The 25656-nt window shown below is 72.9% G+C and carries 22 protein-coding genes and 1 pseudogene; 14 read left to right on the top strand and 9 right to left on the bottom strand.

Annotated elements, in window-relative coordinates:
• The first annotated feature begins 126 nt into the window (after positions 1–126).
• Positions 127–819: a ribonuclease H family protein gene (locus AC2RP6_RS03890; RefSeq protein ID WP_486444832.1), complete on the top strand. Its 693-nt coding sequence runs from the start codon at positions 127–129 to the stop codon at positions 817–819.
• Here AC2RP6_RS03890 and AC2RP6_RS03885 read toward each other — a convergent pair.
• The gene (locus AC2RP6_RS03885) at positions 816–1619 is read right to left on the bottom strand and encodes a beta-glucanase (protein WP_486444831.1); all 804 of its coding nucleotides are present in this window, start codon (positions 1617–1619) and stop codon (positions 816–818) included. The two genes, AC2RP6_RS03890 and AC2RP6_RS03885, sit on opposite strands and share 4 nt — an antisense overlap.
• Before the next feature lie 202 nt (positions 1620–1821).
• Here AC2RP6_RS03885 and AC2RP6_RS03880 point away from each other — a divergent pair, with 202 nt between their 5' ends.
• The 4 genes from AC2RP6_RS03880 (at position 1822) to AC2RP6_RS03865 (ending at position 7487) form a co-directional block, all read left to right on the top strand.
• Complete coding sequence (locus AC2RP6_RS03880; protein ID WP_486444830.1) at positions 1822–2265, top strand: GNAT family N-acetyltransferase; 444 nt, start codon at positions 1822–1824, stop codon at positions 2263–2265.
• Positions 2266–2514: 249 nt separating this feature from the next.
• A complete protein-coding gene (locus AC2RP6_RS03875; protein ID WP_486444829.1) occupies positions 2515–3168 on the top strand; it encodes a hypothetical protein in 654 nt (217 codons plus the stop codon).
• Positions 3168–5327 carry a bifunctional serine/threonine-protein kinase/ABC transporter substrate-binding protein gene (locus AC2RP6_RS03870; protein WP_486444828.1) on the top strand — a complete coding sequence of 720 codons (2160 nt, stop codon included), beginning with the start codon at positions 3168–3170 and terminating at the stop codon, positions 5325–5327. Before AC2RP6_RS03875 ends, AC2RP6_RS03870 begins: the two co-directional genes overlap by 1 nt.
• A 6-nt stretch (positions 5328–5333) precedes the next feature.
• Positions 5334–7487 (top strand): bifunctional serine/threonine-protein kinase/ABC transporter substrate-binding protein, encoded by a 2154-nt coding sequence (locus AC2RP6_RS03865; protein WP_486444827.1) that lies wholly within the window; start codon positions 5334–5336, stop codon positions 7485–7487.
• A 5-nt stretch (positions 7488–7492) separates the two neighbouring features.
• On the opposite strand, the gene AC2RP6_RS03860 is transcribed toward AC2RP6_RS03865, so the two are convergent.
• Positions 7493–8113, bottom strand: coding sequence for an L-threonylcarbamoyladenylate synthase (locus tag AC2RP6_RS03860; RefSeq protein ID WP_486444826.1), 621 nt, complete (start codon positions 8111–8113; stop codon positions 7493–7495).
• Positions 8114–8298: 185 nt separating this feature from the next.
• Between AC2RP6_RS03860 and AC2RP6_RS03855 the strand changes: the two genes are divergently transcribed.
• From AC2RP6_RS03855 to AC2RP6_RS03835, 5 genes are all read left to right on the top strand, one after another.
• Entirely contained in the window at positions 8299–10431 is a 2133-nt protein-coding gene (locus tag AC2RP6_RS03855) for a SpoIIE family protein phosphatase (RefSeq protein WP_486444825.1), read from the top strand.
• Between the two features lie 43 nt (positions 10432–10474).
• Entirely contained in the window at positions 10475–11710 is a 1236-nt protein-coding gene (locus tag AC2RP6_RS03850; RefSeq protein WP_486444824.1) for a serine hydrolase domain-containing protein, read from the top strand.
• 35 nt (positions 11711–11745) lie between these two features.
• Positions 11746–12270 (top strand): GNAT family N-acetyltransferase, encoded by a 525-nt coding sequence (locus tag AC2RP6_RS03845; RefSeq protein WP_486444823.1) that lies wholly within the window; start codon positions 11746–11748, stop codon positions 12268–12270.
• A gap of 78 nt (positions 12271–12348) precedes the next feature.
• A complete protein-coding gene (locus tag AC2RP6_RS03840) occupies positions 12349–12747 on the top strand; it encodes a Cif family virulence factor (protein ID WP_486444822.1) in 399 nt (132 codons plus the stop codon).
• A gap of 165 nt (positions 12748–12912) precedes the next feature.
• Positions 12913–13803 carry an aminoglycoside phosphotransferase family protein gene (locus tag AC2RP6_RS03835; RefSeq protein WP_486450217.1) on the top strand — a complete coding sequence of 297 codons (891 nt, stop codon included), beginning with the start codon at positions 12913–12915 and terminating at the stop codon, positions 13801–13803.
• Between the two features lie 28 nt (positions 13804–13831).
• Here AC2RP6_RS03835 and AC2RP6_RS03830 read toward each other — a convergent pair whose 3' ends face one another.
• Positions 13832–14446, bottom strand: a complete 615-nt coding sequence (locus AC2RP6_RS03830; protein WP_486444821.1) for a sigma-70 family RNA polymerase sigma factor — start codon at positions 14444–14446, stop codon at positions 13832–13834.
• Between the two features lie 77 nt (positions 14447–14523).
• Here AC2RP6_RS03830 and AC2RP6_RS03825 point away from each other — a divergent pair, with 77 nt between their 5' ends.
• The gene (locus tag AC2RP6_RS03825) at positions 14524–15357 is read left to right on the top strand and encodes an alpha/beta fold hydrolase (protein WP_486444820.1); all 834 of its coding nucleotides are present in this window, start codon (positions 14524–14526) and stop codon (positions 15355–15357) included.
• Positions 15358–15502: 145 nt separating this feature from the next.
• On the opposite strand, the gene AC2RP6_RS03820 is transcribed toward AC2RP6_RS03825, so the two are convergent.
• Together AC2RP6_RS03820 and AC2RP6_RS03815 are read right to left on the bottom strand one after the other, a co-directional pair.
• Positions 15503–16687 carry a cytochrome P450 gene (locus AC2RP6_RS03820; RefSeq protein ID WP_486444819.1) on the bottom strand — a complete coding sequence of 395 codons (1185 nt, stop codon included), beginning with the start codon at positions 16685–16687 and terminating at the stop codon, positions 15503–15505.
• Entirely contained in the window at positions 16677–17384 is a 708-nt protein-coding gene (locus AC2RP6_RS03815; protein WP_486444818.1) for a cyclodityrosine synthase, read from the bottom strand. Before AC2RP6_RS03815 ends, AC2RP6_RS03820 begins: the two co-directional genes overlap by 11 nt.
• A gap of 341 nt (positions 17385–17725) precedes the next feature.
• On the opposite strand from AC2RP6_RS03815, the gene AC2RP6_RS03810 reads away from it, so the two are divergent.
• Positions 17726–18682 (top strand): TAXI family TRAP transporter solute-binding subunit, encoded by a 957-nt coding sequence (locus AC2RP6_RS03810; RefSeq protein ID WP_486444817.1) that lies wholly within the window; start codon positions 17726–17728, stop codon positions 18680–18682.
• On the opposite strand, the gene AC2RP6_RS03805 is transcribed toward AC2RP6_RS03810, so the two are convergent.
• The 4 genes and pseudogenes from AC2RP6_RS03805 to AC2RP6_RS03790 all read right to left on the bottom strand — a co-directional run.
• Entirely contained in the window at positions 18661–20052 is a 1392-nt protein-coding gene (locus AC2RP6_RS03805; RefSeq protein WP_486444816.1) for a HAMP domain-containing sensor histidine kinase, read from the bottom strand. The genes AC2RP6_RS03810 and AC2RP6_RS03805 overlap by 22 nt on opposite strands.
• On the bottom strand, positions 20049–20723 hold the full coding sequence (locus AC2RP6_RS03800; protein ID WP_486444815.1) for a response regulator transcription factor: 675 nt from the start codon (positions 20721–20723) through the stop codon (positions 20049–20051). Before AC2RP6_RS03800 ends, AC2RP6_RS03805 begins: the two co-directional genes overlap by 4 nt.
• Positions 20724–20787: 64 nt before the next feature.
• Complete coding sequence (locus tag AC2RP6_RS03795) at positions 20788–22227, bottom strand: MFS transporter (RefSeq protein WP_486444814.1); 1440 nt, start codon at positions 22225–22227, stop codon at positions 20788–20790.
• Between the two features lie 267 nt (positions 22228–22494).
• Positions 22495–22616, bottom strand: a pseudogene (locus AC2RP6_RS03790) (Hsp20/alpha crystallin family protein); the annotation flags it as partial.
• Between the two features lie 123 nt (positions 22617–22739).
• Between AC2RP6_RS03790 and AC2RP6_RS03785 the strand changes: the two are divergent.
• Together AC2RP6_RS03785 and htpG are read left to right on the top strand one after the other, a co-directional pair.
• The gene (locus tag AC2RP6_RS03785; protein WP_486444813.1) at positions 22740–23390 is read left to right on the top strand and encodes a type III effector protein; all 651 of its coding nucleotides are present in this window, start codon (positions 22740–22742) and stop codon (positions 23388–23390) included.
• Between the two features lie 103 nt (positions 23391–23493).
• Positions 23494–25413, top strand: a complete 1920-nt coding sequence (htpG, locus tag AC2RP6_RS03780; RefSeq protein ID WP_486444812.1) for a molecular chaperone HtpG — start codon at positions 23494–23496, stop codon at positions 25411–25413.
• Positions 25414–25656 lie beyond the last annotated feature (243 nt).

Here is a 25656-nt window from a genome sequence, read left to right as displayed (position 1 = left end):
TGCCCGCAGTGAAGACGGCGCTGGGGAGCGCGCATGCGGCGAGCGCGTTGCCCACGGAGCAGGCCCGAACGGCCGGGAGGACGGACCGGGGGCGGTGCGGCCCCGCGCATGAGGCATGATCGGGGGATGTCTGATCGCATCATTGCCGCCTGTGACGGAGCGGCGAAGGGTAACCCCGGGCCCGCCGGCTGGGGATGGGTCATCGCCGACGCCGAAGGACGCCCGGAGCGCTGGGAGGCCGGTCCGCTGGGCCGGGCCACCAACAACATCGGCGAGCTGACCGCCCTCCAGCGGCTGCTGGAGGCGCTGGCGCCCGGTACGTCCGTCGAGGTGCGGATGGATTCGCAGTACGCGATGAAGGCCGTCACGCAGTGGCTGCCCGGCTGGAAGCGCAACGGCTGGAAGACCTCTTCCGGCCAGCCCGTCGCCAACCGCGAACTCGTCGAGGAGATCGACCGGCTGCTGGCCGACCGCGACGTGACGTTCCGGTACGTCCCCGCGCACCGCGAGGACGGCGACCACCTGAACGCGATCGCCGACCAGGCCGCCAGCGATGCCGCCCTGCGGCAGGAGGCCGCGGGCACGGCCCTCGGTCACGCCGACATGCCCGTCCCGGCGCCCGCCGCGCCCGCCCGGAGCAAGTCCGGTACGGCGAAGAAGCGAGCGGCGTCCGCCGGTTCCGCGACGGCCCGGGCCGGCCGGGCCATCAAGGCGAAGTTCCCGGGCAGCTGCCCCTGCGGCAAGCCGTACGCGGCCGGCGACATGATCGCCAAGAACGGCGCCCGCTGGGGCCACGAGAGCTGCGCGACCACCCCCTAGGGGCGGATGACGCGGAGGTAGGCCACCTCGTAGGACATCTCGGAGACGTCCCGGTCGGGGGCCGGGTGGTAGCGGCCGGCGCACACCGAGAGGTTGACGATGAGGTAGGCGCGCCAGCGGCGTCCCACCCCGCGGCGGTCGGCGAAGACCTGCTTGCCGTTGACCCACCACACCACCGACCGGGAGCCGAACTCCACCTTGAGATCCACCCAGCGCCCGGGGCCGATCGCCGCGTCGCGGTGGTAGCGGGAGCCGCCCTTGACGTGGTTGGACAGTTCGAGGAGGTCGGGGTTGTCCGGGTGGTACTCGAAGACGTCGATCTCGTTGTCGCCGTCCAGCCAGGTCCAGATCGCGGGCCACGCGCCCATTTCTGCGGGCAGGCGGACCCGGGACTCCAGGATGTCCCCGGTCCGCACCATGAACCCTTCGTCGCTGCCCTCGGTGGTCAACAGGCCGGCGTTCCACTTGCCGTCGGGGCGGCGGGCCGCCCGGAAGGTGCCGCTGCGGCTGAAGGAGGCGTCGGGCACCAGGTAGTCGAGCTTGTTGTCGCCGGAGTTGGTGGGGCCGCCGTTCGGATAGGCCCAGGAACGGCCCGCGACCCACTGGCGGGTCGAGCCGAAGTCGGCCGTGAAGACCGGGGCGCGGGCGCTCGCCCGGCCGGTGGCGTCACGTTCGGGAGCGGACGCGGATGCGGAAGCCGCGGCGGAGTCGGATGCGGAAGCGGAAGCGGATGCGGAGGTCGCAGGGGAGGTGGGGCGTCCGAAGAGCCGTCGGATCCGGTCGAGAACCTGAGTGAGCACATCGCTCCTTCCCGAGAACGCGAGCCCTTGCAGCATGCCCGCCTGCCCGCCGATACATACCGGTCCACCGGTTTGTATTTCGACCTCGCCGACGTGTAATAATCCCGGTGCGGTTTCGGCTATTACTTGCGAGCCTGGGTCCTCCGGCGGCGCCACGCCTGCGGGCCGCCGACTCGAAGAGCAGAGAGGGAGTTGCGGGGGTATGTGGACGTGTGAGCGGGTCATCGGCGCCGACCTCGACGTCGAGGAGGTGCTCGGCGTCTACCGCGCCTCCACCCTCGCCGAGCGGCGCCCCGTGCACGACGTCGAGCGGTTCGCCCGCATGCTGGCCGGAGCCAACCTGGTCGTCGTCGCCCGCGACGAGGACGGAGCCCTCATCGGCATCGCCCGCTCCCTCACCGACGGCGCCTACTCCACCTACCTCGCCGACCTGGCCGTCGACGTCGCCCACCAGGGCCGCGGCGTGGGCCGCGAGCTCATCCGGGTCACCCGGGAGGCGGCCCCCGAGGCCAAGGTGGTCCTGCTCTCCGCGCCGGCCGCGGTCGACTACTACCCGCACGTCGGCTTCACCCGCCACGACTCCGCCTGGACGATGGACCGCCTGTCCCCGAACTCCGGTTCGCCCTCCAACAACGTTTGCCCATAACCCAGTTGCGCACCTCCACGGCGCGGTACCATCCGTGCCGTGGGGGGAACTGTGACACGACGTGATGTCGCGCTGCGCGCCTGCGGCTGCGCGGCGGCGGGCTTGTTCTTCATGGCCACGGCCGGGTGCACGGCCGACGGAGCAGCCGGGGGTGCGGCGACGAGCCGTGCCCCGGCCGCGTCATCACCATCACCCGCCTCACCCGCACCGCCTCCGTCCACCGCCCCGCCCTCGCCCGGCGCCTCACCCGTGTCCCTCGTACCGGAGCTGGACGAGTCCAAGCAGCCGAGGACGGCCGCCGAGGCCCGGGCCCTCCTGGCCCGGATCGTCATCACCGAGGACGCCTTCGGCCCGGACGTCGTGCGCCAGGCGCCCTTCGAGAGCCGGCCCGGCCGCTGGCCCGTACTCGACGAGCAGTGCGTGTGGCAGACCGGTGACCTGCCGCCGGACGTACTCGCCACCAACACCCGCTACTTCGAGATCCCGGCGGGGAACGGCCACGGCCGCGTCCGGATCAACGCCACGGTGACCGTCCACCACGACCGCGCGGAATCGGGCTGGGAGACGGCCCGCGCCATGGAAGAGGTCGTGCGCTGCCCCGACCAGAAGCTGCGCGAGGGCGAGGACCTCAAGGGGCTGCTGGGGACCGCGAACCACCAGGGCGAGCAGATGAACAACTGGAGCGAGGACGCCTTCAGCGAGTTCGGCACGTACGTCGGCCCCGAGGGCGGCGAGCCCCAGCGCTACTTCTGGTACCAGGCGCAGTTCGGCCCCGTCACGGTGGCCATCGCCGGCAAGGGGGCCGAGGGCTTCAAGCAGGAGACCCTCACCCAGCTCGTCGTGCAGGGCAACAGCCGCATGATCGCGCAGGCCAAGCAGGCCCTCGGAAAGGCGGCCGGCTGATGGAGCAGCTGCACCCCTCGGACCCGTCCCGGATCGGCGGCCACCGCCTCCTCGGACGGCTCGGCGCCGGCGGCATGGGCGTCGTCTACCTCGGCCGCACCGACGACGGCGGGCTCGCCGCGGTCAAGGTCATCCGCGCCGAGTACGCCGAAGAGGCCGACTTCCGGGCCCGGTTCCGCCGCGAGGCCGCGATCGCCGCCCAGGTCGACACCCCGTGGGCCGTCCGGATCACCGGCGCCGACCCCGACGCCCGCGAACCATGGCTGGCCACCGCCTTCGTCGCCGGGCCCTCCCTGGCCGAGGCCGTCTCCGCCCACGGCCCGCTCCCGCTGAGGGCCGTACGCATCCTCGGCAAGGCCCTGGCCCGAGCCCTCCAGGTGATGCACGCGCAGGGCCTGGTCCACCGCGACGTCAAACCCGGCAACGTACTCCTCGGCATGGACCGGCCCCGGCTGATCGACTTCGGCATCGCCCGCGGCGGCGAGCACACCGCCCTGACCTCGGCCGACGCCGTCCTCGGCACGCCCGGCTTCATTCCGCCCGAACAGGCCGAGGGCGGCCCCGCGGAACCGTCCGGCGACGTCTTCTCCCTCGGCTGCCTGCTCGCCTACGCCGCCACCGGGCGGCTTCCTTTCGGTGCCGGGACCGTGGAGGCCGTGCTCTACCGCACCGTCCACGACGAGCCCGACCTCGGCCCCGAACTCCTGGCCGACCCCGAACTCACCGCCCTGCTGCGGACCTGCCTCGCCAAGCACCCCGACGTCCGCCCCACCGCCGCCGGACTTGACGAGGCCCTCACCGAGGACGCCCCGGGCGAAGGCACCGACTGGCTGCCCGACCCCGTCGTCGCCACCATCGCCGAACGGGCCGCCGCCCTGCTGGCCCTGCCCGGCATCGAGGAGACCGTCGCCGACCCGAAGGCCGCCCCCGCACCCGGCGGCACCGGCGCGGCGCCGTCCCGCAGGCGGATCCTCGGCCTCGCCGCCGGCGCCGTGCTCGCGGTCGGCGGCGGCACCGCCGCCTGGTGGGCCCTGCGCGAGGACGACGACCCCGAAGGCAGACCGGCAGCCGCTGCCCGGCCCTGGGTGATCGGCGTGCAGGCCGACCTCTCCGGGCCGCAGAAAGCCGCCGGACTCGCCCAGGAACGCGGGGTGCGGCTCGCCGTCGACGCCTTCAACGCCCGCAAGGACAAGCCGTTCTCGCTCACCGTCGTCACCGCCGACGACGCGGGCGCGGCCGACCGCGCCCCGGCCGCCGCCACCGGCCTCATCGCGAACCCGGACGTGCTCGCCGTCATCGGCCCGACCGGCAACGCCACGGTCACTCCCTGCCTGGAGCTGTACGGAGAGGCTGCGCTGCCGCTGCTCACCGTCTCGGCCCTGGCGAGCGCCTTCAGCGTCGCCGACCGCCGCAGCTTCTTCCAGCTCGGCCCCGTCTCCTTCGTCCAGGGCTCGGCCCTCAACAAGGCGCTGGCCCGCCAGCAGGGGATGACCAGGCTGGGCGTCCTGTGCGACCGGGACGGCGACGGAGAGGGCTGGCAGGCGATCCTGCACGCGAGCCGCACCATCGCCGGCTTCGTCCCCGGAGCCACCGTCTACCCGCGGGTCGTCCCGCGCGGCACCCGGGACCTGGCCCCGGTCGTCACCGACATGCTGGCGCACGGCGTCGACGCCTTCTTCTACTCCGGCACCCCGCAGGGCGCGGCCAGGACCGCCACCCTCCTCGCCGCCGCCGGCTACCGTGGGCACCGGACCGCCGACTACGTCTCCATGGGACCCGACTTCCTCGCCGCGGCGGGCCCGGCGGCCGAGGGCTGGCAGTTCGTCGCCCCGTACACCGGCCCCGACGCCCCGGAGACCGCCGAGCTGGCCCGCGCGCACCAGGCCGCCTACGGCACCGCACCGGACGTCTGGACGGCGGAGGCCTACGACGCGGCCGGCCTCGTCATCGACCGGCTCGTCACGGCGGCCCGCGGCGGCGGCCACCCGGCCCGCGCCGCACTGCTGACCGCCCTCGCCCAGAGCACCTTCCGTGGCCTGACCAGGGAGTACGCCTTCGGCGAGGACCGGATGGTGAAGGGCAACACCTACTTCCTCCACCGGGTGGAAGGCGGCCGGATCCGCTACGTGGGCCCGGCCGCCGACCCCGCGGCGGGATAGCGGCCCATGCGCCCCCTCCTCCCCGCCGATCCGGCCGCGATCGGCGGGAACCGGCTGCTGGGCCGCCTCGGCTCGGGCGGCATGGGCACCGTTTACCTGGGCCGTTCCCCCGAGGGCGTCCTCGTCGCCGTCAAGGTGATCCGCGCCGACCACGCGGCGGACCCCGCCTTCCGGACGCGGTTCCGCCGCGAGGCGCAGGCTGCCGGCGGGCTGACCGGACGCTGGGTCGTCCCGGTGATCGCCGCCGATCCCGAGGCCCGTGAACCGTGGCTGGCCACCCCGTTCGTCCCCGGTCCCTCACTGGCCGAAGCGGTGGGCGGGTACGGTCCGCTGCCCGCCCGGACCGTACGGATCCTGGGTACACGCCTCGCCGAGGCCCTGACCGAGGTGCACACGGCCGGGCTGATCCACCGCGACGTCAAGCCCGGCAACGTCCTGCTGGCACCCGACGGGCCGCGCCTGATCGACTTCGGGATCGCGCGGGCGGCCGGCGCGACCACGCTCACGGCCGTGGACGCCGTCGTCGGCACCCCCGGCTACCTGGCCCCCGAGCTGGCCCGCGCGGGCGGCCCGCTCGCCGGCCCGGCCAGCGACGTGTTCTCCCTCGGCTGCGTGCTGGCGTACGCGGCGACCGGAAGCGGCCCGTTCGGCGGCGGGCACGCGGCCGCGGTGGTCTTCCGTACCGTCCACGAGGAGCCGGAACTCGGCTCGCTGCCCCCGGAGTTGCGGGAGGCGGTCGGCGGCTGCCTGGCGAAGGAACCGGCCGGCCGGCCGACCCTCGCCGAGCTCGCCGCCCTCCTCGGGTCCGACCCGGCCACGGCGGGTTCCGCGGCGACCGCGGACTGGCTGCCCGCCCCCCTGCCGAGGATCATCGCCGAACGCTCCACCCGGGCCCTGGACCTGCCCGCGCCCGAACCGACCCGCATCGACGCTCCGGCGCCCGCCCGCCCCTTCACCCGCCGACGGCTGCTCGCGGCCGGCGGAGCCCTGGTCGCCGCCGCCGCGCCGATCGCCTGGGTCACCACCCGGGGGTCGGGCGGCCGCGGGGCACCGCCCGGCGGCACCGCCCGGGACCTGCCGGTCCTGACCCTCGGTCTGCAGGCCGACCTGACCGGTCCCGGCCGGGCGACCGGCCAGGCGCACGAGCGCGGCATGCGGCTGGCCGTGGACCGGCACAACGCCCGGGCCGACGCCGCCTTCCGGCTGGCCCTGCGCGTCGCCGACGACGGCGGTGACGCGCAGCGCGCCGCACAGGCCGTCAAGGAGCTGGCCGCCGATCCGGCCGTGCTCGCCCTCGTCGGCCCCACCTGGGACGCGGCCCTGCCGGAGCTGGCCGGCGCCTGCCTCGCCGCGGACCTCGCCCTGGTGCTCGTGTCGGTGAACAGCCCGGAGAACGCCACGACGCTCTGGCGCACGGTGTGCGCCACCCGCCCGAGCGACGAGGGCCTCGGCCTCCCGGCCCTGCACTACCTTTCCCAGGTGCGGATCTCGCGCCGCACGGCGGTCGTGGAGGACGCCGAGGGATCACCGCCGTGGCAGGTCACCAGGGTGTTCCAGCAGAGCCCCCCGGCACGGGGCACGGTGAGCGTCCACCGCGTCCCCGAGGGCGCCCCCGACTTCGCGGACACCGTACGCGCCCTGACCGAGGCCCGCGCCGAGGGCGTGGTGTACGTCGGCGCCTCGCCGCGGCGCGCCGCCGAACTGGCCCGCGCGCTGACCGACGCCGGCTTCCCGGGACCGCGCGTCGGCCTCCAGCACGCCATGGAACCGACGTTCCTCACCGCGGCCGGCCCGGCGGCCGAGGGCTGGGTGTTCAGCACCCTCTACACCGACCCCCTGGCCACGCAGGCCGCCGCGGAATTCGTCGCGGCCCACCGGAGCGCGTACGGTGAACCGCCCGCCCGCTGGGCCACCGAGGCGTACGACGCGGTGGGCCTGCTGGCCACCGCCCTGACCGGGCTGGAGGGGGAGGGGCGCGACCGGGCGGGACTCTCCCGCCGGATCTTCCGCACGACCTACCAGGGCCTCGCCAAGACCGTCGCCTTCGACTCGGGGACCCATGCCCTGTCCGGAGACTCCCTCGCCCACCTCTACCAGAGCGAGAAGGGAGCGTTCCGGTACCTGGGCCACTACGCGGACGTGGCGCGCGCCCGTCCGTGAGCGGCCTACTCGAACCGTGACACGTCCCCGGCGCCCCGGCGCACGATCTCGACGTCACCGCCGGAGAAGTCGATCACCGTGGTCGGTTCGGTGCCGCAGTCACCCGAATCCAGGACGGCGTCCACTTCGTGGTCGAGCCGCTCCTTGATCTCCCAGCCCTGCGTCATCGGCTCCGCCTCGTCCGGCAGCAGCAGCGTGCTGGACAGCAGCGGCTCGCCCAGCTCCGCGAGCAGGGCCTGGGTGACCACGTGGTCGGGGATCCGGACGCCCACGGTCTTCTTCTTCGGGTGCAGCAGCTGGCGCGGCACCTCCGAGGTCGCCGGCAGGATGAAGGTGTAACTCCCGGGCGTGGCCGCCTTGATGGCCCGGAACACGTTGTTGTCGATCTGCACGAACTGCCCCAGCTGGGCGAAGTTCTGGCACACCAGGGTGAAGTGGTGACGGTCGTCGAGGTTGCGGATCGAGCGGATCCGGCCGATGCCGTCCCGGTTGCCCAGCTGGCATCCCAGCGCGAAGCAGGAGTCCGTGGGGTACGCGACGAGCTTGCCCGAGCGGATCATGTCGACCACGTTGTCGATGGTGCGCCGCTGGGGGTTCTCGGGGTGCACGTCGAAGTATTTCGCCATTCGCCGAGCCTACGCCGTCCCGGCGGGGCCCGGTCACGGCCGCTCGGGACGCTTCCCGGCGGTTTCGGGGGGACGATGAGAGGTAACCGTGCGCCTCGGACCGGCCCGGACCGCCCCGGACAGGGGCCGGAGCGGCCCGGGGCGGGTGGCCGCGGGGCCGACGGTGCCGGAAGGGAGCATCGCCGATGGGTGCGATCGACGGGTCGGGGGGCAACGGGAGGCGGCCCGCCGCGGCCGGGCTCGCCCCGCCGAGCGGGCTGCTCGACGTACTGAACGTGGCCGCCGTCGTCCTCGACGCCGAAGGCCGGGTCGCCCTGTGGAGCCCGCAGGCCGAGCAGCTGTTCGGCTGGACCGCGGCCGAGGCCCTGGGCCGGCCCGCGGCACGGCTGCTCGCCGCGCCCCAGCACGTGGGCCTGGTGTCGGAGCTGTTCGCCCGCGTCATGGGCGGCGCCGGTGACTGGGCGGGCGCCTTCCCCGTACGGCACAAGGACGGCAGCACCCGCCTGGTGGAGTTCCGCAACATGCGGCTGCTCGACGAACGCGGCGACCTCTACGCCCTGGGCATCGCCACCGACCGCACCACACTGCGGCAGCTGGAACGCGACCTCGCCCTGTCCGCCCGCCTGGTGGCCCAGTCCCCGATCGGCCTCGCGGTCCTGGACACCGAGCTGCGCTACGTCCTGGTCAACCCCACGCTGGAGCGGATCAACGGGCTGCCCGCCTCCGAGCACATCGGCCGCGGCGTCCGGGAGGCGCTGTCCTTCCTCGACGACACCGAAGCCGCCGAATCGGCGATGCGGCAGGTCCTGGCCACCGGAACGCCGCTGCTGGAGCAGTTCACGGCCGGCCGCACCCACGGCGGTCACCGCGCCGAACACGCCTGGTCGGTGTCCTACTACCGGCTGGAGGACGCCACCGGCCGGGTCCTGGGCCTGGCCACGTCCGTCGTGGACGTCACCCAGAGTCACCAGGCGGCCCTGGAGATCGCCCGCAGCCGCCGCCGCCTCGCCCTGATCGCCGACGCCACCGTCCGCATCGGCACCACCCTCGACCTCGACCAGACCGCACGCGAGCTCGCCGACGTCGTCGTGCCCGAGCTCGCGGACATCGCCGCCGTCGACATCCTCGACTCGGTCCTCGAAGGCCGGCCCACCCTCAGGTCCTCGGCCCACGAGCCCGCGGTGTTCCGCGCCCTCGCCGTCGCCGCCGCCTACCCGAGCGAAGCCGTCCGCGCCGCGGACCCCCCGGGCGACATCGCCCGCTACGCCGCCGACCGGCTGGTCACCCAGTCCGTGACCACCGGCCACCCCGTCCTCGTCGCCCATGTGCAGGCCCGCGACATCTCCCGGATCGCCCGCGACAGCAATGCCGCCTCCCTCCTGAGCCGCGCCGGGCTGCGCTCCTACCTCGCCGTGCCGCTCATCGCGCGCGGCGAGGTGCTCGGCGCCCTCGACCTCAAACGCACCCGCAACCCCCTGCCCTTCAACGACGACGACATCGTGCTGGCCGGCGAACTGGCCGCGCGCGCCGCCGTCTGCATCGACAACGCCCGCTGGTACCGCAACGCGCACCACACCGCCCTCGCGCTCCAGCACCACCTGCTGCCCCACCATCCGCCGCCGACCCCCGGCCTGGAGGTCGCCTCCCGCTACCGCCCGGCGGCCGCCAGCAGCGAGATCGGCGGCGACTGGTTCGACGCCATCGCGGGACCGGACGACACCACCGTCCTCGTCATCGGAGACGTCATGGGCAGCGGGATCAACGCCGCGGCCAGCATGGGACAGTTGCGCACCGCGACCCGCACCCTCGCCGAACTCGCCCTCGACCCGCCCCAGGTGCTCCAGCAGCTGGACCGCACCACCGCCGCCCTCGAAGAGACCATCGCCACCTGCGTGTACGTCGTCCACGACCCGCACCGCGCGCAGTGCCGCATCGCCGTCGCCGGCCACCTGCCTCCCGTGCTCATCCGCTCCGGCCGGGCACCCCGGCTGCTCGACCTGCCCACCGGCGCACCCCTGGGCGTGGGCGGCATCCCCTTCGAGGCCACCACGGTAGCCATGGCGCCGGGGGACCAACTGGTCCTCTACACCGACGGCTTGGTGGAGACCCGGAACCAGCCCATCGACGAGCGGCTCGACCTCCTCCTGGAGCTGCTCGCCGACACCGGGCGCCCACTGGAGGAGACCTGCGACCGGCTCCTGGACTCCCTGCGCCGCCCCGACGACCACGACGACGTCGCCCTGGTCATCGCCCGCGCCCGCTCCCTGACACCGGACGACGGCTCGCCTCGCGGCCCCACCGGTACGGGCCTACGCTGACCGTGCATGCCCTGCCCTGGTCCCCGTACCGCAGGAGGCATTGGTGAACAGGACGCATTCACGGCTCCGCCGGGCCTGCGCGGCCACCGCCGCGGCGGGCCTCCTCCTCACCGGGGCCGTCACGGCCACCGCGTACGGGGCGGCGCCGACCCCCGGACCGTCCGCCCCCGCCACACCCTCCCCGGACACGGGCGGGGAGTTCAAGCAGCTCACCCCGGCCGTCGCGCGCCAACTGGACGCGGCGGTCCGGCAGGTCATGCGCGAGGCCGGGGTGCCCGGCGTGATCGTGGGCCTGTGGGCACCGGGCAAGGGCAGCTACGTCAAGGCCTTCGGCGTCGCCGACAAGGCGACGGGCGCGCCCATGCGGACCGACTTCAACACGCGCATCGGCAGCCAGACCAAGACGTTCACGGTGACGGCCCTCCTCCAGCTGGTCGACCAGGGCAGGGTCGGCCTCGACGACCCCATCGGCGACTATGTCTCCGGGGTGCCGAACGGCGACCGCATCACGCTGCGCGAACTGGCCGGCATGCGCAGCGGGCTGTTCAACTACAGCGAGGACCCGGCCTTCGACAAGGCGTTCACCACCGACCCCGACCGCCGTTTCACCCCGCAGGAGTTGCTCGGCTACTCCTTCACGCACCCGGTGCAGTTCGCGCCGAACGCGCAGTTCCAGTACTCGAACACCAACCTGGTCCTGCTCGGCCTCGTGATCGAGAAGGTCACCGGCCGGCCGCTCGCCGAGGTCATCGACAAGGACGTGGTGGCGCGGGCCGGACTGGACCGCACCTTCTTCCCGACCGGCGCGGAGTTCCCCCAGCCGCACGCGCAGGGCTACACCGACCAGACCGCCACCGGCAAGGTCGAGGTGGCGACCGACTGGGACCCGTCCTGGGCCTGGGCGGCCGGGGCGATGATCTCGGACCTGCAGAACCTGCGCAGCTGGGCACGCACCCTCGCCACCGGCACGCTGCTGACGCCCGCCACCCAGGCCCAGCGCCTGAAGACCACCTCGGTCGGCATCCCCGGCGCCGGCTACGGCCTGGGCCTCTTCAACGTCCAGGGCTGGATCGGCCACAACGGCTCGCTCCCGGGCTACGAGAGCCTCGGCGTCTACCTCCCCCAGGCACAGGCGACCATGGTCGTCATCCTGAACACCGACATCCTGCACGACGGCCAGGAACCCAGCACGCTCTTCGGCGAGGCGATCACCAGCATCGTGAGCCCCGGCCACGTGTACCCCGGCCACAAGCCGTCCGAGCCGAAGAAGACGGGCTGACCTGGTCGGACGGTCCGACTGCTAGGGTCCGTAGCATGCCCGAGCTCATCGCCCCCACCCCCCGCCTGCACGGCTCCTGGTCGGCCGCGCAGGAGGAATGGGGGCCCGACGCCCACATGGACGGCGCGGGCCTGGGCTCCGACGACGACGTCGACAGCCCGGAGGGCTTCGCCGCCTGGACGCGGAAGCTGCGCCGCCACGCGGACCGCTCGGTGCCCGTCGACCACGGCCGTGTCCACGCGACGTACTGGTGGATCGCGGAGGGCGACACCTACCTGGGCGCCATAGACCTGCGCCACTACCTCAACGGCTTCCTCCTCGACGCCGGCGGCCACATCGGCTACGGCATCCGCCCCTCGGCGCGCAGGCGCGGCCTGGCGGGCTGGGCCCTGACCCAGGTCCTCCACGAGGCCCGGGTCATGGGCATGGACCGGGTCCTGCTGACCTGCGACCCCGGCAACGAAGGGTCCGTCCGCACCATCGAGCGCGCCGGCGGCGTCCTGGAGGACGTGCGCGACACCCTCATCGGGCCCAAGCGGCGCTACTGGATCACCCTCTGACGGGGCCTGCGGATCCGCCCGCCCGGCGGTGCTCCGGATGATTGCGGCCGGCGCGCCCGTCGCACTAGTGTCGCGTTCATGTCCAAGGCCGAGATCGACAGGGTGACCGCCGAGTTCTTCGGATGCTTCGACAACCGGGGCGACAAGGCCGCCGACGTGGACCGGATCCCCACGCTCGCGCTGCCCGGCGCGGTGATCGTCATGACCGGCCCGAAGTACACGGCCTACACCGTGGACGAGTTCGTCGAACCCCGCCGGGAACTCCTCTCCGGCGGCCGGCTGGTGGAGTTCTCCGAGTGGGAGACCTCCGAACGCACCGAGATCGAGGGCGACATCGCCTCCCGGTTCGGCGAGTACCGCAAGTCGGGGGTCCTGGACGGCGAACCGTTCGAGGGCGGCGGCACCAAGACCATCCAGTTCGTGCGCACCCCCGAAGGCTGGCGGATCGCGGCGTTCTCCTGGTACGACCGGCCCTGACCCGGCGGCCTCCCCGCCCCGCCCTCCTCGGGGCCGCCGCGTCCGTCGCACCGGAGCTCGACCGTGCCGAGCCGGTCCGCGACGCCGAAGACCCGGGCCGGGCCGGGAAACCGGTTGACCGAGCCGCCGCCGACGGGTCGGATGGCCCTCGTGAGCACTGCACGGATGCACCCCGGTCAGTACCCCGTCGACGAAGGCCTCGTACGGCGGTTGCTCGCCGGACAGTTCCCCCGGTGGGCGGGGATGGAGGTGGAGAGGTTCCCGTCCGGCGGCACGGTCAACGCCATCTACCGGCTCGGCGAGGGCATGGTCGTCCGGCTGCCCCTGTACGAGGGCGGGGCCCAGGACGTGGCGACGGAGGGGTACTGGCTGCCCCGCCTCGCCGACCGGCTGCCGACGGCCGTCCCGCAGGTGCTGGGGGAGGGCGGGCCCGGCGAGGGCTACCCCTGGCGGTGGTCGGTCCACCGGTGGCTGCCGGGGGAGAACCCGGAGCCGGGCACGCTGGACGGGTCCGTCGCCGCGGCCCTCGCACGGGACCTGGCCGCCTTCGTCGTGGCGATGCGGGGCATCACCCTGCCGGGGGCGCCACGGGCCCACCGCGGCGGGCCGCCGGCCCTGCTGGACGGGCCGACCCGGGCGGCGATCGCGGACCTGCGGCTGATCCCGGAGGAAGGAGTGGACTGCGACGCCCTGACGGCCGTGTGGGAGGACGCGCTGCGGGCCCCCGAGTGGGACGGACCGCCGGTGTGGGTGCACGGCGACCTCATGCCGAGCAACGTCCTGGTGGACGGCGGCCGGCTGACCGCGGTCATCGACTTCGGGTGCACGGGGGTGGGGGACCCGGCCTGCGACCTGTTCCCGGCGTGGAACCTGCTGCCCGCCGCCGCCCGAGGGGTGTTCCGCGACGCGCTCGGCGTGGACGACGCGACCTGGATCCGCGGCCGTGGACGCTCGCTCTCGCAGGCCGTGATCGCGCTGCCCTACTACCGGACGACGAATCCGGTGATGGCACGCAACGCCCGGCACGTGATCCGCGAGCTGCTGGCGGAGGACTGACCCGGCCCGACGGCCCGTGCCGTCGGGGTCAGGCCGAGCCCCGGAGGCGGTCGCGCTGGAGTTGGCGGGCGACGGCGCGGCGGACCGACGCCGGGGGTGACCCGACGGCGGCCGGCTCGGAGTCGACGTCCATGGCGCGGCTGATCTCGTCGTACGCCGCCCGGCAGGCTGCGGGCAGCGCGGATGCCCCCCGCCGCAGATCCTCTTCGAGGAGGCGGCGTAGCTCGTCGGTGCTCTCCGGAGTGAACTGCCTGCGCCCTCTGGCGAGGGCACCCACGAAGCGCGTGCAGCGTGCGGCGTCCAGGGTGTCGGCGACCTCCTCCGCCAGCGCCCACAGGCGTCCTTGCAGCCATGCGGTGTCGCGCTGGTCGAGAGCGAGCCCGAGGGGCGACGCCGGTTCGTCGGAGGTGAAACGCGTGACCTGCTTGGACACGGCCGGCTGGCTCATGCCCGTGATCCGGGCGATCGTGTCCTGGGTCCAGCCGAAGCCGGTGAACAGCCGGATCATCTCGGCGCGCAGCCTGCGCATCTCCTCGCCGGCGCGGATCACCTCGTTCATGCCGGCGAGCATCCGCGTCGCCTGCTCCTCGGTCAGTGCACCGGGCGCGTGCACGCGGTGTCCCGTCTCGCCGTCATCTCTCACCTCTCGGTTATACACCGGGGAACCCCCTCGCCATAACCAGGTTGTACAACCTGGTTATAGCTGCCAGGATCCGCGGCATGGCCCCCTTCACGTTCACCGCGCCCGACGGAACCCTCCTCGCCTGCCGTACCCATGGCAACGGCCGGCCGGTCCTGTGCATCCCCGGCGGACCCGCGGACTCCGCCTACCTCGGCGACCTCGGCGGCCTCTCCGCCCACCGCCGTCTGGTCGTCCTCGACCTGCGGGGCACCGGCCGCTCCGCGGTGCCGCACGACACCTCGTCCTACCGCAGTGACCGCCTCGTCGACGACATCGAAGCCCTGCGCGAACATCTGGGCCTGGACCGGATCGACCTGCTCGCCCACTCCGCCGGGGCCAATCCCGCCACGCAGTACGCGGCCCGGTACCCGCACCGCATCGGCAGGCTCGCCCTGATCACGCCCGGTACCCGGGCCGTCGGTACCGTGGTCACGGGGGACACCCGGCGGGAACTCGCCCGGCTGCGCGCGCTAGAGCCGTGGTTCCCGGCGGCGTTCGCCGCGCTGGAGGAGCTCATCGCGGGCGCCCACGGCGACCGCGACGCCATCGCCCCCTTCTTCTACGGCCGTTGGGACGCCGAGGCGCGGCGTCACCACGCGGAGGGCCGGCCGGACAATCCGGCGGCCGTCGCCCACTTCGCAGCCGAGGGCGCCTTCGATCCGGAGGCCACCCGCGCCGGTCTCGCCGCCCTCCGGGCCCCCACCCTCCTGCTCGCCGGGGAGTTCGACCTCAACAGCCCGCCCCGCGCGGTCACCGCGTGCGCCGAGCTGTTCCCCGACGCCACCCTCGTCGTGCAGCCGGGAGCCGGTCACTACCCGTGGCTGGACGACCCCGGCCGGTTCGTGGCGGCCACCGCGGCCTTCCTGGGGTGACGCGCCACGGGCCCCGCGGCCGACAGGTCGTCGCCCGAACGCCGCCGCCCGTGCGCCCCCCGTGCGCACGGCGACGACCCCGGCCGGATTCCCCCCGGCCGGGGCCGTCCTCAGCGTCCGGACGCGCCGCCGCGCGCCGGTGGCGCTACCAGAGGACGGGGAGCCGCTCCGGCAGGCGCTTCATGAACCGGGTGCGCCAGACGAGCTGGTCGAACGGCACGGCCAGCTGCAGGTTGGGCATCTTCTCCAGCAGCACCTCGATGGCGATCTCCGTGTGCCGCTTGCCGAGCGCGGTGGCCGGGCAGTAGTGCGGCCCGCCGCCGAAGGAGAGGTGCGTACCGGCGTTCGCGCGGTCGATGTCGAAGACGTGCGGGTCGGAGTAGACGGCCGGGTCGGTGTTGGCCGCCTCGACCAGGACGAGCAGCAGCTCGCCCTTCTTGACCTCCACGTCGCCGAGGGTGACGTCCTCCAGCGCCAGCCGCGGCAGTCCGTCGGCGATCGACAGGTTGACGCGCAGCAGTTCGTCCACGGCGGACGGGATCTTCTCCGGGGCCTTGCGCAGCTGCTCCCACACGTCCGGGTTCTGCAGGAGCGAGACGATCGCCATGGTCAGGAAGCCCATGGTCGAGATGACCCCGGCGCCGAACAGGGTGACGCCGACGGTCGCCAGCATCTCGTCCGTCAGGTGCGCGTATTCGGGGTCCTCGCGCAGCGCGGCGAGTTCGGCCATCAGCCCGACGGTCGCCGGGTCGTCGAGGCGCTCCACCATGTAGGCCATGTCGCGGTCCCAGTTGAGCTTGGCGCCCGTGACCGGGCAGGCCGAGTTCATGAACGCGATGTCCAGGCTGGCGGCCAGGCGCGGGGCGTCGGACTCCGGGATGCCGAGGATGCGGCAGTGGAGGTTCTCCGCGTACGGGTTGGTGAAGGCACCGCGCAGGTCCACCGGCGCGCCACTGCGCAGGATGCCGTCGACGAGGGTGTTCGCCTGGTCGCGCATCCAGCCCGTGAGGTTGTCGGTCTTCGGGTTGATCGCCTTGAGCACGGCCTTGCGCAGGCCGGCGCCGGTGATGTTGCCCATGTTGTTGACGACCTCGGGCGGGATCGTGAGCGCGTACTGGCGCGGTGCCCCCGGGGCGGAGGTGTCCTTCAGGCTGAAGCGCGGGTCTTCGAGGACCTGCTTGCACAGCGAATAGGACGAGACGAGCCACGCCTCGTCACCGGCTATCGTGCGGACGCGCTTGACCGGCTCGTCCCGCAACTGCGCGACCTCGGGCGGGAGTCGGTCGCCGCGCGCGGAGAACGGGAAATCGAGGAGGGTGTCAGCGGTCATCGGAGTCTCCTTCGGCGGGGGTGATGATGGCGTGGCCCTGGTTGCGTGAGGCGCGAAGCCCCGAGCCGCGCGAGTAGAGCAGTTCCGCCATGGGCAGGAGCTGGTGGTAGCAGTTGAGGGAGGACGGCACGCCCAGGATGGCGGGCGTGTCCAGGAACAGCGGCGCCTCGGCGCAGACGTATTCCAGGCAGACCTCGCGCTGGCGGGTCGTGGCGGCCTTCCCGCCCAGCACCTTCGAGGAAAGGAAGGCGTCGACGAGGGAGTTGCAGGTCTCGCGGAACTCCGGGTCGATGTCGAGCAGGTTGTTCAGGTGGTTGTGGAGCGTCCGGTACGCCGGGATGTCGGTGAGGGAGGACATCGGGCGGGCCCGGAGGCGGACGCCGGTGGGGTCGGCCTCCGCGGCGGCGTTGTTGACCTTGGCGCGGACACCGCGGAGGTTCTTCACCGCCTTGCGGCGCGCTTCGTCCTCGCCGTATCCGAGGGCCTCGTACATCTCGGCGACGTGCATGTCGGTGTAAATGAGGTCGACCTGCGCGAAGTTGCGCATGCCCCACTGGGCGAGGTCGTTGACCCGCTGGGCCGAGAAGTAGCTGTTGCCCGGCGAGATGCCTATGACGGCGTGATCACCTTCGGTGTGGATCACCTGGCAGTGCGGGGTGTACGGACGGACTGTGAAGACTTCGGTTGCTGTCGTCAACAGGGGTCGGGTCCTTTGCGCCGCAAGTCCCGTGGGGCCCTGTGCCCCGGGTGTGGCGGCGACGTGATGGAAGGTACCCGAACTCTGAGCGACGTTCCATGTCTTCTGGGTAGTAACTCATCTGGCGGACAGAGCAGTTGACCTGGGCATCTTTCGCCGGTCCGGAGGCGGGTCCCGACCCCGCCCACCTGCTGCTCGTCCGGTCCGGGGGTGCGCGCGCCCCGAGGGACGGATCCGTTCCGTTCCGTACCGTGAGGGTTCATCAGGACGTCACACGCCGCACGCGTACCGCATCATGGTGCCCCCCCCCGCACACTCGACGAGACCCCCGGAGGCCGCCAGTGGACCGACCGTCGCGCCGCGCCGTGCTGGGCGCCGGGCTCGCGGCCGGGATCGGCGCCCTCGCGGCGTCGCTCGGCGGCTGCTCGGGGGACTTCGGCCCCGTACGGCGGCTACGGCTCGCGACGGGACCCGAGGGCGGCCCGTACAACGCCTTCGGCAAGGCCCTGGCGACGGCCGTCGGCGCGAGCGACCTGCCGCTGGAGATCGTCCCCGTGAGCACCGCGGCGAGCGTGAACAACCTGCGGGGCCTCGACGAGGGCTCCGCGGAGCTGGCCCTGGCCATGGCGGACTCCGCCGAGGACGCGGTGCTCGGGCGCGACAGCTTCGCCAGGCCCGCCGCCGTGACGGCACTGGCCCGCGTCTACGTCAACTACACCCACCTCGTCGTCCCGGCCGACGGCCCGGTCCGCACCGTGGCCGACCTCGCCGGACGCCCCGTCGCGGCCGGTGCGACGGGATCGGGCGTACGGGTGGTCGCCCAGCGGGTCCTGCGGGCGGCCGGGCCGGCCGACGAACGGCCCCTCGGCCTGGCCGCGTCGGTGACCGCCCTGCGCGAGGGCACGGTCGACGCACTGTTCTGGTCCGGCGGCGTCCCCACCCCGGCCCTGGCCGCGCTGGCCCGCGAACTCCCCCTGCGGTTCCTGCCGCTGGACGCCTACGTGGCCCCGCTGCGCGAGCGCCACGCCCCCGTCTACACCGCGGTGACCCTGCCCGCCGGGGTCTACGGACTGCGGGAGCCGGTGGGCACCATCGGTGTCGGCAACTACCTGCTGGCCCGCACCGATGTCGAGCCGGACGTCGTACGGGGCCTGCTGCGGGTCGTCTTCGGCCAGTGGCGCGACCTCCTGCGCGAGGTGACGGCCGGCGCCCGCCTGGAGCCCCGCTTCGCCATCTCGACGGGCCGGGTCCCCCTCCACCCGGGCGCGTCCGCGTACTACCGCTCGGTGTACGGCTGACCGCCCGCCGGCGGCAGGCGGAAGTGTGCCGTCAGGCCGTGGGGAGTGGTGGCGCTGAGGTCGAGGGTGCCGCCGCTGATGCGGGCGATCTCGTCGGCGATGGCCAGGCCCAGACCGCTGCCGGGGACGTTCTGGTGGTCCGGGGAGCGGGTGAAGCGTCGCAGCAGCATGCCGAGCTGCTCCTGCGGGACGCCCGGGCCGTTGTCCGCGACGCGCACGACCGCGCCGCCGTCCGGCCGGCGCGAGACGCCGACCTCGACCCGGCCACCGCGCGGCACGAACTTGACCGCGTTGTCGAGGAGCGCGTCCAGGATCCGGCCGGCGGCGTCGGGCAGGGCGTCGGCCCACAGGCCCTCCGGGAGGCCGTCCGCCGTCAGGTGCAGGCCCGCGGCACCGAAGACCGGGGCCCAGGCCGTCACCCGGTCCCGCACCGACCGTGACACGTCCTGGCGGGTCAGTTCGGCCGGGCCGGATTCCACGCGGGCCAGGGCCAGCAGCCCGTCGAGCAGTTCCTCCAGCCGTTCCGCCTCGTCCAGGGCGCGGGCGTGCTCGGCGAGGCCGGGCCCGGGGGTGACGTGCGGCTCGACGTTCTCCAGCTGCAGCACCAGGGTGGCCAGCGGATTGCGCAGCTGGTGGGAGGCGTCGGCGACGAAGTCGCGCTGGCGGCCGATGGAGTCGGCCACGGCCTCCGCCATGGTGTTGAAGTGCTGCCGCAGCCGGCGCAGTTCGGGCGGACCGGTGTCCGAGCCGGCCCGGGCCCGGAGGCTGCCCGCGGCCAGCCGTTCCACGGCCCGGTCCAGGTCGAGCACCGGACGCATCAGCCAGCGGGCGATCCCCGCAGCGACCAGGGCGGCCGCCGCGAAGGAGGCGAGCGCCCCGGCGGCGACGAGCGCCCAGCGGACCGTGACGTCCCGGCGTGCGGCGCCGGTGGGGACCGCCAGCAGCACCGCCCCGCTGACCCGCTCGTCGCGGCCCACCGGCTCGGCGAGCACGACACTGCCCGGCCCCCAGGGCCGCAGGGTCGGCAGCCGGTCGGTGGAGCGGCCGGTGAGGGCGCGCCCGCGGGCCTCGGCCGCCCCCGCGCCGGGAGCGGGACCGGCGCGCAGCAGCGTCGCGCCCGCCGTGTCGACGACGACCACGCCGGCCCCGTACAGGTCGGCGTACCGGCCGATCTCGGCCGCCAGTTCGGCCCGGTCGGCATCGGTGCGCATGCGCTCCGCGAGATCGGCGAAGCGCACCGCCTCCGAGCGCCGCTGCAGCAGCAGGTGCTCGGTCCGCCCGCGCGCGTACCCCTCGGCCAGGGGGAGGCAGAGCAGGAGCGCCGCGACGCCCATCAGGACGGTCAGTACGGCGAGGAGCCTGCGCCTCACCGGTCCCCGCCGAGCTGGTAGCCGTACCCGCGCACGGTGCGCACCAGCCCGGAGCGGCCCGTCTTGGCACGGATGCCCGCCACGTGGACGTCCAGCGAGCGTGACGCGGCGAGGAAGGCGTCGCCCCAGATCCGGTCCAGGATCTCCTCGCGGGAGTGCACCTCGTCCGGCCGGGCGGCCAGAAAGGCGAGGACGTCGAACTCCCTCCGGGTCAGCCGGACTTCGGCACCCGCGACGGTGACCGTACGGGCGGCGGGGTCCACCTCCACGTCACCGCGGCGCACCGCCGCCGCGCCCGGAGCGGGGCGGTCGGCGTGTGCGTCCGTACGCCGCCGTACGCTGTCGATACGGGCCATCAGCTCGGCCATCCGGAACGGTTTGACGACGTAGTCGTCGGCGCCCGCCCGCAGCCCCTGCACGATGTCGCGTTCCTCGCAGCGCGCCGTGACCACGATCAGCGGCGCACCGCACACGGTCCGCAGCCGGCGCAACAGCTCTATCCCGTCCAGGTCGGGCAGCCCCAGGTCGAGCAGCACGAACTCCGCCTCGCGGGTGTGGCGCAGCGCGTCCAGGGCCCGCGCGACCCGGCGGACGGTGTGCCCCCGCTGGGCGAGGGCGGTGCCGAGCGCCTGGGCCATCCGGTCGTCGTCCTCGACGAGGAGCGCGTGCATGGGGTGCCTCCTCGCGGCGGGGCGTGCGGCCCGCGCGACCGCCGCCCCAGGCTACCGTCGGCGTTCAGCGGGAGGCTTCGGCGGGAGCCGCTGCCGATTTCCCCCGGTCGGCGTCGCGGTCCGAGCCCGCGCCGCCACCCTCGTCGGCGTCGGCCTCCGCGCGGCTGAGGGCGGCGTGGCGGGTGTCCGGCATCAGGACGTAGGTCACGAGGGAGACCAGCGCGCAGCCGGAGACGTACCAGAAGAACATGGACTCGTGACCACTGTTCTTGAACCAGAGCGCCACGTACTCGGCCGTCCCGCCGAAGAGGGCGTTGGCGAGGGCGTACGGCAGGGCCACGCCCAGGGCGCGCACCCTGGTGGGGAACAGTTCGGCCTTGACCGCGGCGTTGATGGACGTGTAGCCGGTGATGATCACCAGGGCGAGCAGCGACAGGCCGAGGGTGGACCAGTACGAGGACGCCGAACCCAGGGCGGTCATGATCGGGTACGTGCCGACGGTGCAGCCCACCGCGAAGGTGATCAGCAGCGGCCGGCGGCCGATCCGGTCGGACAGCATGCCGGCGAAGGGCTGGAGCACGGCGAAGAGGGTCAGTGCGGTGAAGCTGACCAGGGTGGCCGTCGTCTTCGGCATGCCCGCGCTGCCGACCAGGTACTTGGTCAGGTAGGTGGTGTAGGTGTAGTAGGCCACGGTGCCGCCGAGGGTCAGGGCCATGACCAGACCGGCCTGCCGCCGGTACTGCCAGAGGGCCTTGAGCGTGCCGCGCGCGCTGTCGTCGTGCGCGTCCTCTCCGGACGCCGCCTCCTCCTGGAAGGCGTCGGTCTCCTGGAGCCGGCGTCGCAGCCAGAAGACGACCACCGCGAACAGCGCCCCGAGCACGAAGGGGATCCGCCATCCCCAGCTCTCCAGCTGCGCCGTGGTGAGGGTGTGCTGCATCGTGATCAGGATGCCGAGGCCCAGCAACTGGCCGCAGGTCATGGAGACGTACTGGAAGGACGAGCCGAGCCCGCGGCGGTCGCGGGCCGAGGCCTCGGTCAGGTAGGTGGCGCTGGCGGCGTACTCGCCGCCGATGCTCATCCCCTGGAGCAGGCGGGCCAGCAGCAGCACCAGCGCGCCGAAGTAGCCGGCCTGGCCGTAGGTCGGGGCGACGGCGATCAGCAGCGCCGCGACGGACATCATCGTGACGGTGAGCGTGAGCGCACTCTTGCGGCCGTGCCGGTCGGCGGCGCGGCCGAGGATCCAGCCGCCCACGGGACGCATCAGGAAGCCGACGGCGAAGATCCCCGCGGTGTTCATCAGCTGCGTGGTCGGGTTGTCGCCGGGGAAGAAGGAGTCGGCGAAGTAGATGGCGAAGCTGGCGTAGACGAACCAGTCGTACCACTCGACGAGGTTGCCGAGCGAGCCGCCGACCAGCGCGAGACGGCGCTTCCCGCGCTCGTCCACGGGCGGCGGGGCCGGGGTGCGTCCGGGCGGGGATCCTGGGGCGACGGAGGACCGGGACATGGCGGCTCCAGAGAGAAGTCCCTGAGGGGAGAGGGGAGAACGGCCCCGACGGCGGGGGAGTGCCCAGAGCATGCGGCCCGCGTGGGACCCGGACAACCTCCGCCGCGCAGATCTAACGTTCCGTTAAGAGATGGTCTCGATCTGGTGGATGACCCCAATGAACTGATCAACGTCGACGACCCCGCATGGCCGATCCTTCTTCAGGAGCCGGCCGGCACCGACGTACCAGTTGAGGTGCTGCTCGGTGACGCCGCCTGCGGGGCCTGTGTTCCGCTCGACGTCGATGTCGAGCGCGTCCGCGGTCACGCCGGGGACATCGAAGGCCACTGGGCCCTCAGCTGATGCGCCATCCAGTCCGGCTCGCGCAAGCGGGCAGTGCGCATCAGCATCCTGTACAGCTCCAGCGGGTTCGAACGGCTGCTGCCGATGTGCTGCACAACCACGTGTAACATGTCATCCAATGGATGACCGAAGTACCGTCGTCAACCTGATGACAATTGGGGGAGGTGCCCGTGACCGCAGACCACCAACCACTCGCGCCCGGCACCGGGGCCCACAGTCCCGCGTCCTTCATGGCCGCCTCGGCAGCCCTGGCCGCCATGGACGAGGTCCTGCGCGGTGCCCAGAACGACATGCCCGACACCGCCGGGCCCGCCCCCGAGCAGGCTCTGGCCTCCCTGATGCTGCTGCGGCAGGTGCGAGAGCAGCTCGCCGGCTGGGAGACCGGTCTGATCGAAACCGCTCGCGACGCGGGCGCCAGCTGGGCCGACCTTGCCCACCCCCTCGGTGTCGCCAGCCGCCAAGCCGCCGAGCGCCGCTACCTGCGCGGCCGGCCGGGCCCCGCCGGCACCACCGCAGAGCAACGCGTGCAGGCCACCCGTCAGCGCCGCGCGGCTGACCGCACCGCCGCCACCTGGGCCCGCGCTCATGCAGCCGACCTGCGACGCCTTGCCGGACAGATCACCGCCCTCGCCCACCTCACGCCCGAAGCGCGCTCAGCCCAGGCCGCCCTCCACGCCGCTCTGGGAGCCGCGGACGCCTCCGATCTCCTCAGCCCCCTGGTCGGCATGCGTCCCTACCTCGACGCCCGCCACACCGGTCTGATCGACGCCCTCGACGCCCTCGAAGCCCACCGCACGACGACGGCCTCTGGCGAAGACTGACCCACGCAGAGCTATCACCCGCACGCGGTACCCCGACTGCGCGTCACTCCGACGGCGCCGCCGGACCCCGTCCATATCTGACCTTCCGTTGAAAGGATCGACCATGGCCAGCAGCGTTGAGACGCTGGAGTTCCAGGCCGAGACCCGCCAGTTGCTCCGGCTGGTGATTCACTCGATCTACTCGAACAAGGACATCTTCCTGCGCGAGCTGATCTCGAACGCGTCCGATGCCCTGGACAAGCTGAGGCTGGCCTCACTGACTGATGCCGGCCTCACCGATAACGCCCCCGCGGACCTGCACATCTCGCTGGAGGTCGACAAGGACGCCCGTACCTTGACCGTCCGCGACAACGGCATCGGCATGACCCGAGACGATCTCGTCGAGCTGATCGGCACCATCGCCAAGTCCGGCACGGCCAGCCTGCTGGAGAAGATCAAGGAGTCCAAGGACGCCGCCACGACGGAAAGTCTGATCGGTCAGTTCGGCGTCGGCTTCTATTCGGCGTTCATGGTCGCCGACAAGGTCACCGTGTGCACCCGGCGGGCCGGTACCGACTCCGGCACCCAGTGGGAGTCCGACGGCGAGGGCTCGTACACCATCCAGGCCGCCGACGACCTCCCCGTCGGCACCTCGGTCACCCTGCACCTCAAGCCCGCCGACAGCGAGGACGGACTCGCCGACTACCTCTCCGAATCGAAGATCCGACAGATCGTCAAGCGCTACTCGGACTTCATCCGCTGGCCGATCCGCATGGCCACCGACCGGACCGATGCCGACGGCGAAACCACCTCCGACCTCGACACGCTCAACTCGATGAAGGCGCTGTGGGCCCGGCACCGCAGCGAGGTGACCGAGGACGAGTACAACGAGTTCTACCAGCGGATCAGCCACGACTGGCTGCCCCCGGCCGAGACCATCCACATGCGCGCCGAAGGCACCTTCGAATACGAGGCGTTGCTGTTCGTCCCCGCACAGGCCCCCTTCGACCTGTACTCCCGCGAGTCCAAGTCAGGCGTGCAGCTGTACGTCAAGCGGGTGTTCATCATGGACGACTGCGAAGCGCTCATGCCCAACTACCTGCGCTTCGTCAAGGGCGTCGTGGACGCCCATGACCTGTCGCTGAACGTCTCCCGCGAGCTCCTCCAGCACGACCGCCAGATCCAAGGCGTACGCCGACGCCTGGTCAAGAAGGTCCTCGGTGCACTCAAGGACATGCAGGCCAAGGACGCCGAGAGCTACACGAAGGTCTGGGCCCAGTTCGGCCGGGCACTGAAGGAGGGCCTGCTCGAGGACACGGACAACACCGAGGCGCTGCTGGAACTGGTGTCGGCAGCTTCCACCCATGACCCGGAGAAGACCACCACGCTGCGCGAGTACGTCGAGCGCATGAAGGACGGCCAGGACACCATCTACTACCTGACCGGCGAAACCCGAGCCATGGTGGAGAACTCTCCCCACATGGAAGCCTTCGCCGCCAAGGGCTACGAGGTGCTCATCCTCACTGACCCCATCGACGAGGTATGGGTGGACCAGGTCCCAGCCTTCCACGGCCATCGTCTGCAGTCCATCGCCAAAGGCCAGGTCGACCTCGACGACACCGCCGACGGCGACAAGGAAACCGACACCGACAAAGCCCAGCGCGAGCAGGACTTCGCCGCCCTGCTGCCATGGCTGACCACCACCTTGTCCGACCACGTCAAGCAGGTACGCCTGTCCTCACGCCTGACCACCTCGGCAGCCTGCATCGTCGGCGACGCCCACGACGTGACACCCACCCTGGAAAAGATGTACCGGGCCATGGGCCAGCAGATGCCCACCGTCAAAAGGATCCTGGAACTCAACCCCACACACCCCCTGATCACCGCACTGCGTACCGCACACCACGCAGACGCCGACGCCCCCGCTCTGACGGAGGTCGCCGAGCTGATCTACGGCAGCGCGCTGCTCGCCGAAGGAGGCGACCTGCCCGATCCGGCCCGCTTCACCCGGCTGCTCACCGACCACTTGACCCGTACCCTGTAACCACGACAGCAGCCCAGCCCGGACGAGGAGCCGGCTCCTCGCGCGCGGCGAGGAGCATGGCCCTGGGCGCCCCACCCGACATGGTGGTGTCGGCGCTGGGCAGCAGGCAGGCGGCGGGAGGCGCGGTCACCGGCGAACCGGCCGTTCGCACGGCGGCTCGGACCCGTTCTCCTTGGAGGTCATCTCATGTGGCGAGTCTGCGGTGGAGCCGGGCGGTCACCGGAGTTCACGGCTCGGTCATGT

The sequence above is a fragment of the Streptomyces sp. WAC03905 genome, assembly GCF_057371075.1.
The sequence above is the reverse complement of the archived record's forward strand: the minus strand, read 5'-3'. Positions and strand labels throughout refer to the sequence as shown.

What these genes read in the sequence shown, in the direction of transcription:
- AC2RP6_RS03820 (WP_486444819.1), bottom strand. Translation starts at nt 16,687, where the DNA reads ATGACCGCTGACACCCTCCTCGATTTCCCGTTCTCCGCGCGCGGCGAC.
- htpG (WP_486444812.1), top strand. Translation starts at nt 23,494, where the DNA reads ATGGCCAGCAGCGTTGAGACGCTGGAGTTCCAGGCCGAGACCCGCCAG.
- AC2RP6_RS03870 (WP_486444828.1), top strand. Translation starts at nt 3,168, where the DNA reads ATGGAGCAGCTGCACCCCTCGGACCCGTCCCGGATCGGCGGCCACCGC.
- AC2RP6_RS03845 (WP_486444823.1), top strand. Translation starts at nt 11,746, where the DNA reads ATGCCCGAGCTCATCGCCCCCACCCCCCGCCTGCACGGCTCCTGGTCG.
- AC2RP6_RS03800 (WP_486444815.1), bottom strand. Translation starts at nt 20,723, where the DNA reads ATGCACGCGCTCCTCGTCGAGGACGACGACCGGATGGCCCAGGCGCTC.
- AC2RP6_RS03860 (WP_486444826.1), bottom strand. Translation starts at nt 8,113, where the DNA reads ATGGCGAAATACTTCGACGTGCACCCCGAGAACCCCCAGCGGCGCACC.
- AC2RP6_RS03835 (WP_486450217.1), top strand. Translation starts at nt 12,913, where the DNA reads ATGCACCCCGGTCAGTACCCCGTCGACGAAGGCCTCGTACGGCGGTTG.
- AC2RP6_RS03855 (WP_486444825.1), top strand. Translation starts at nt 8,299, where the DNA reads ATGGGTGCGATCGACGGGTCGGGGGGCAACGGGAGGCGGCCCGCCGCG.
- AC2RP6_RS03825 (WP_486444820.1), top strand. Translation starts at nt 14,524, where the DNA reads ATGGCCCCCTTCACGTTCACCGCGCCCGACGGAACCCTCCTCGCCTGC.
- AC2RP6_RS03865 (WP_486444827.1), top strand. Translation starts at nt 5,334, where the DNA reads ATGCGCCCCCTCCTCCCCGCCGATCCGGCCGCGATCGGCGGGAACCGG.
- AC2RP6_RS03880 (WP_486444830.1), top strand. Translation starts at nt 1,822, where the DNA reads ATGTGGACGTGTGAGCGGGTCATCGGCGCCGACCTCGACGTCGAGGAG.
- AC2RP6_RS03890 (WP_486444832.1), top strand. Translation starts at nt 127, where the DNA reads ATGTCTGATCGCATCATTGCCGCCTGTGACGGAGCGGCGAAGGGTAAC.
- AC2RP6_RS03840 (WP_486444822.1), top strand. Translation starts at nt 12,349, where the DNA reads ATGTCCAAGGCCGAGATCGACAGGGTGACCGCCGAGTTCTTCGGATGC.
- AC2RP6_RS03795 (WP_486444814.1), bottom strand. Translation starts at nt 22,227, where the DNA reads ATGTCCCGGTCCTCCGTCGCCCCAGGATCCCCGCCCGGACGCACCCCG.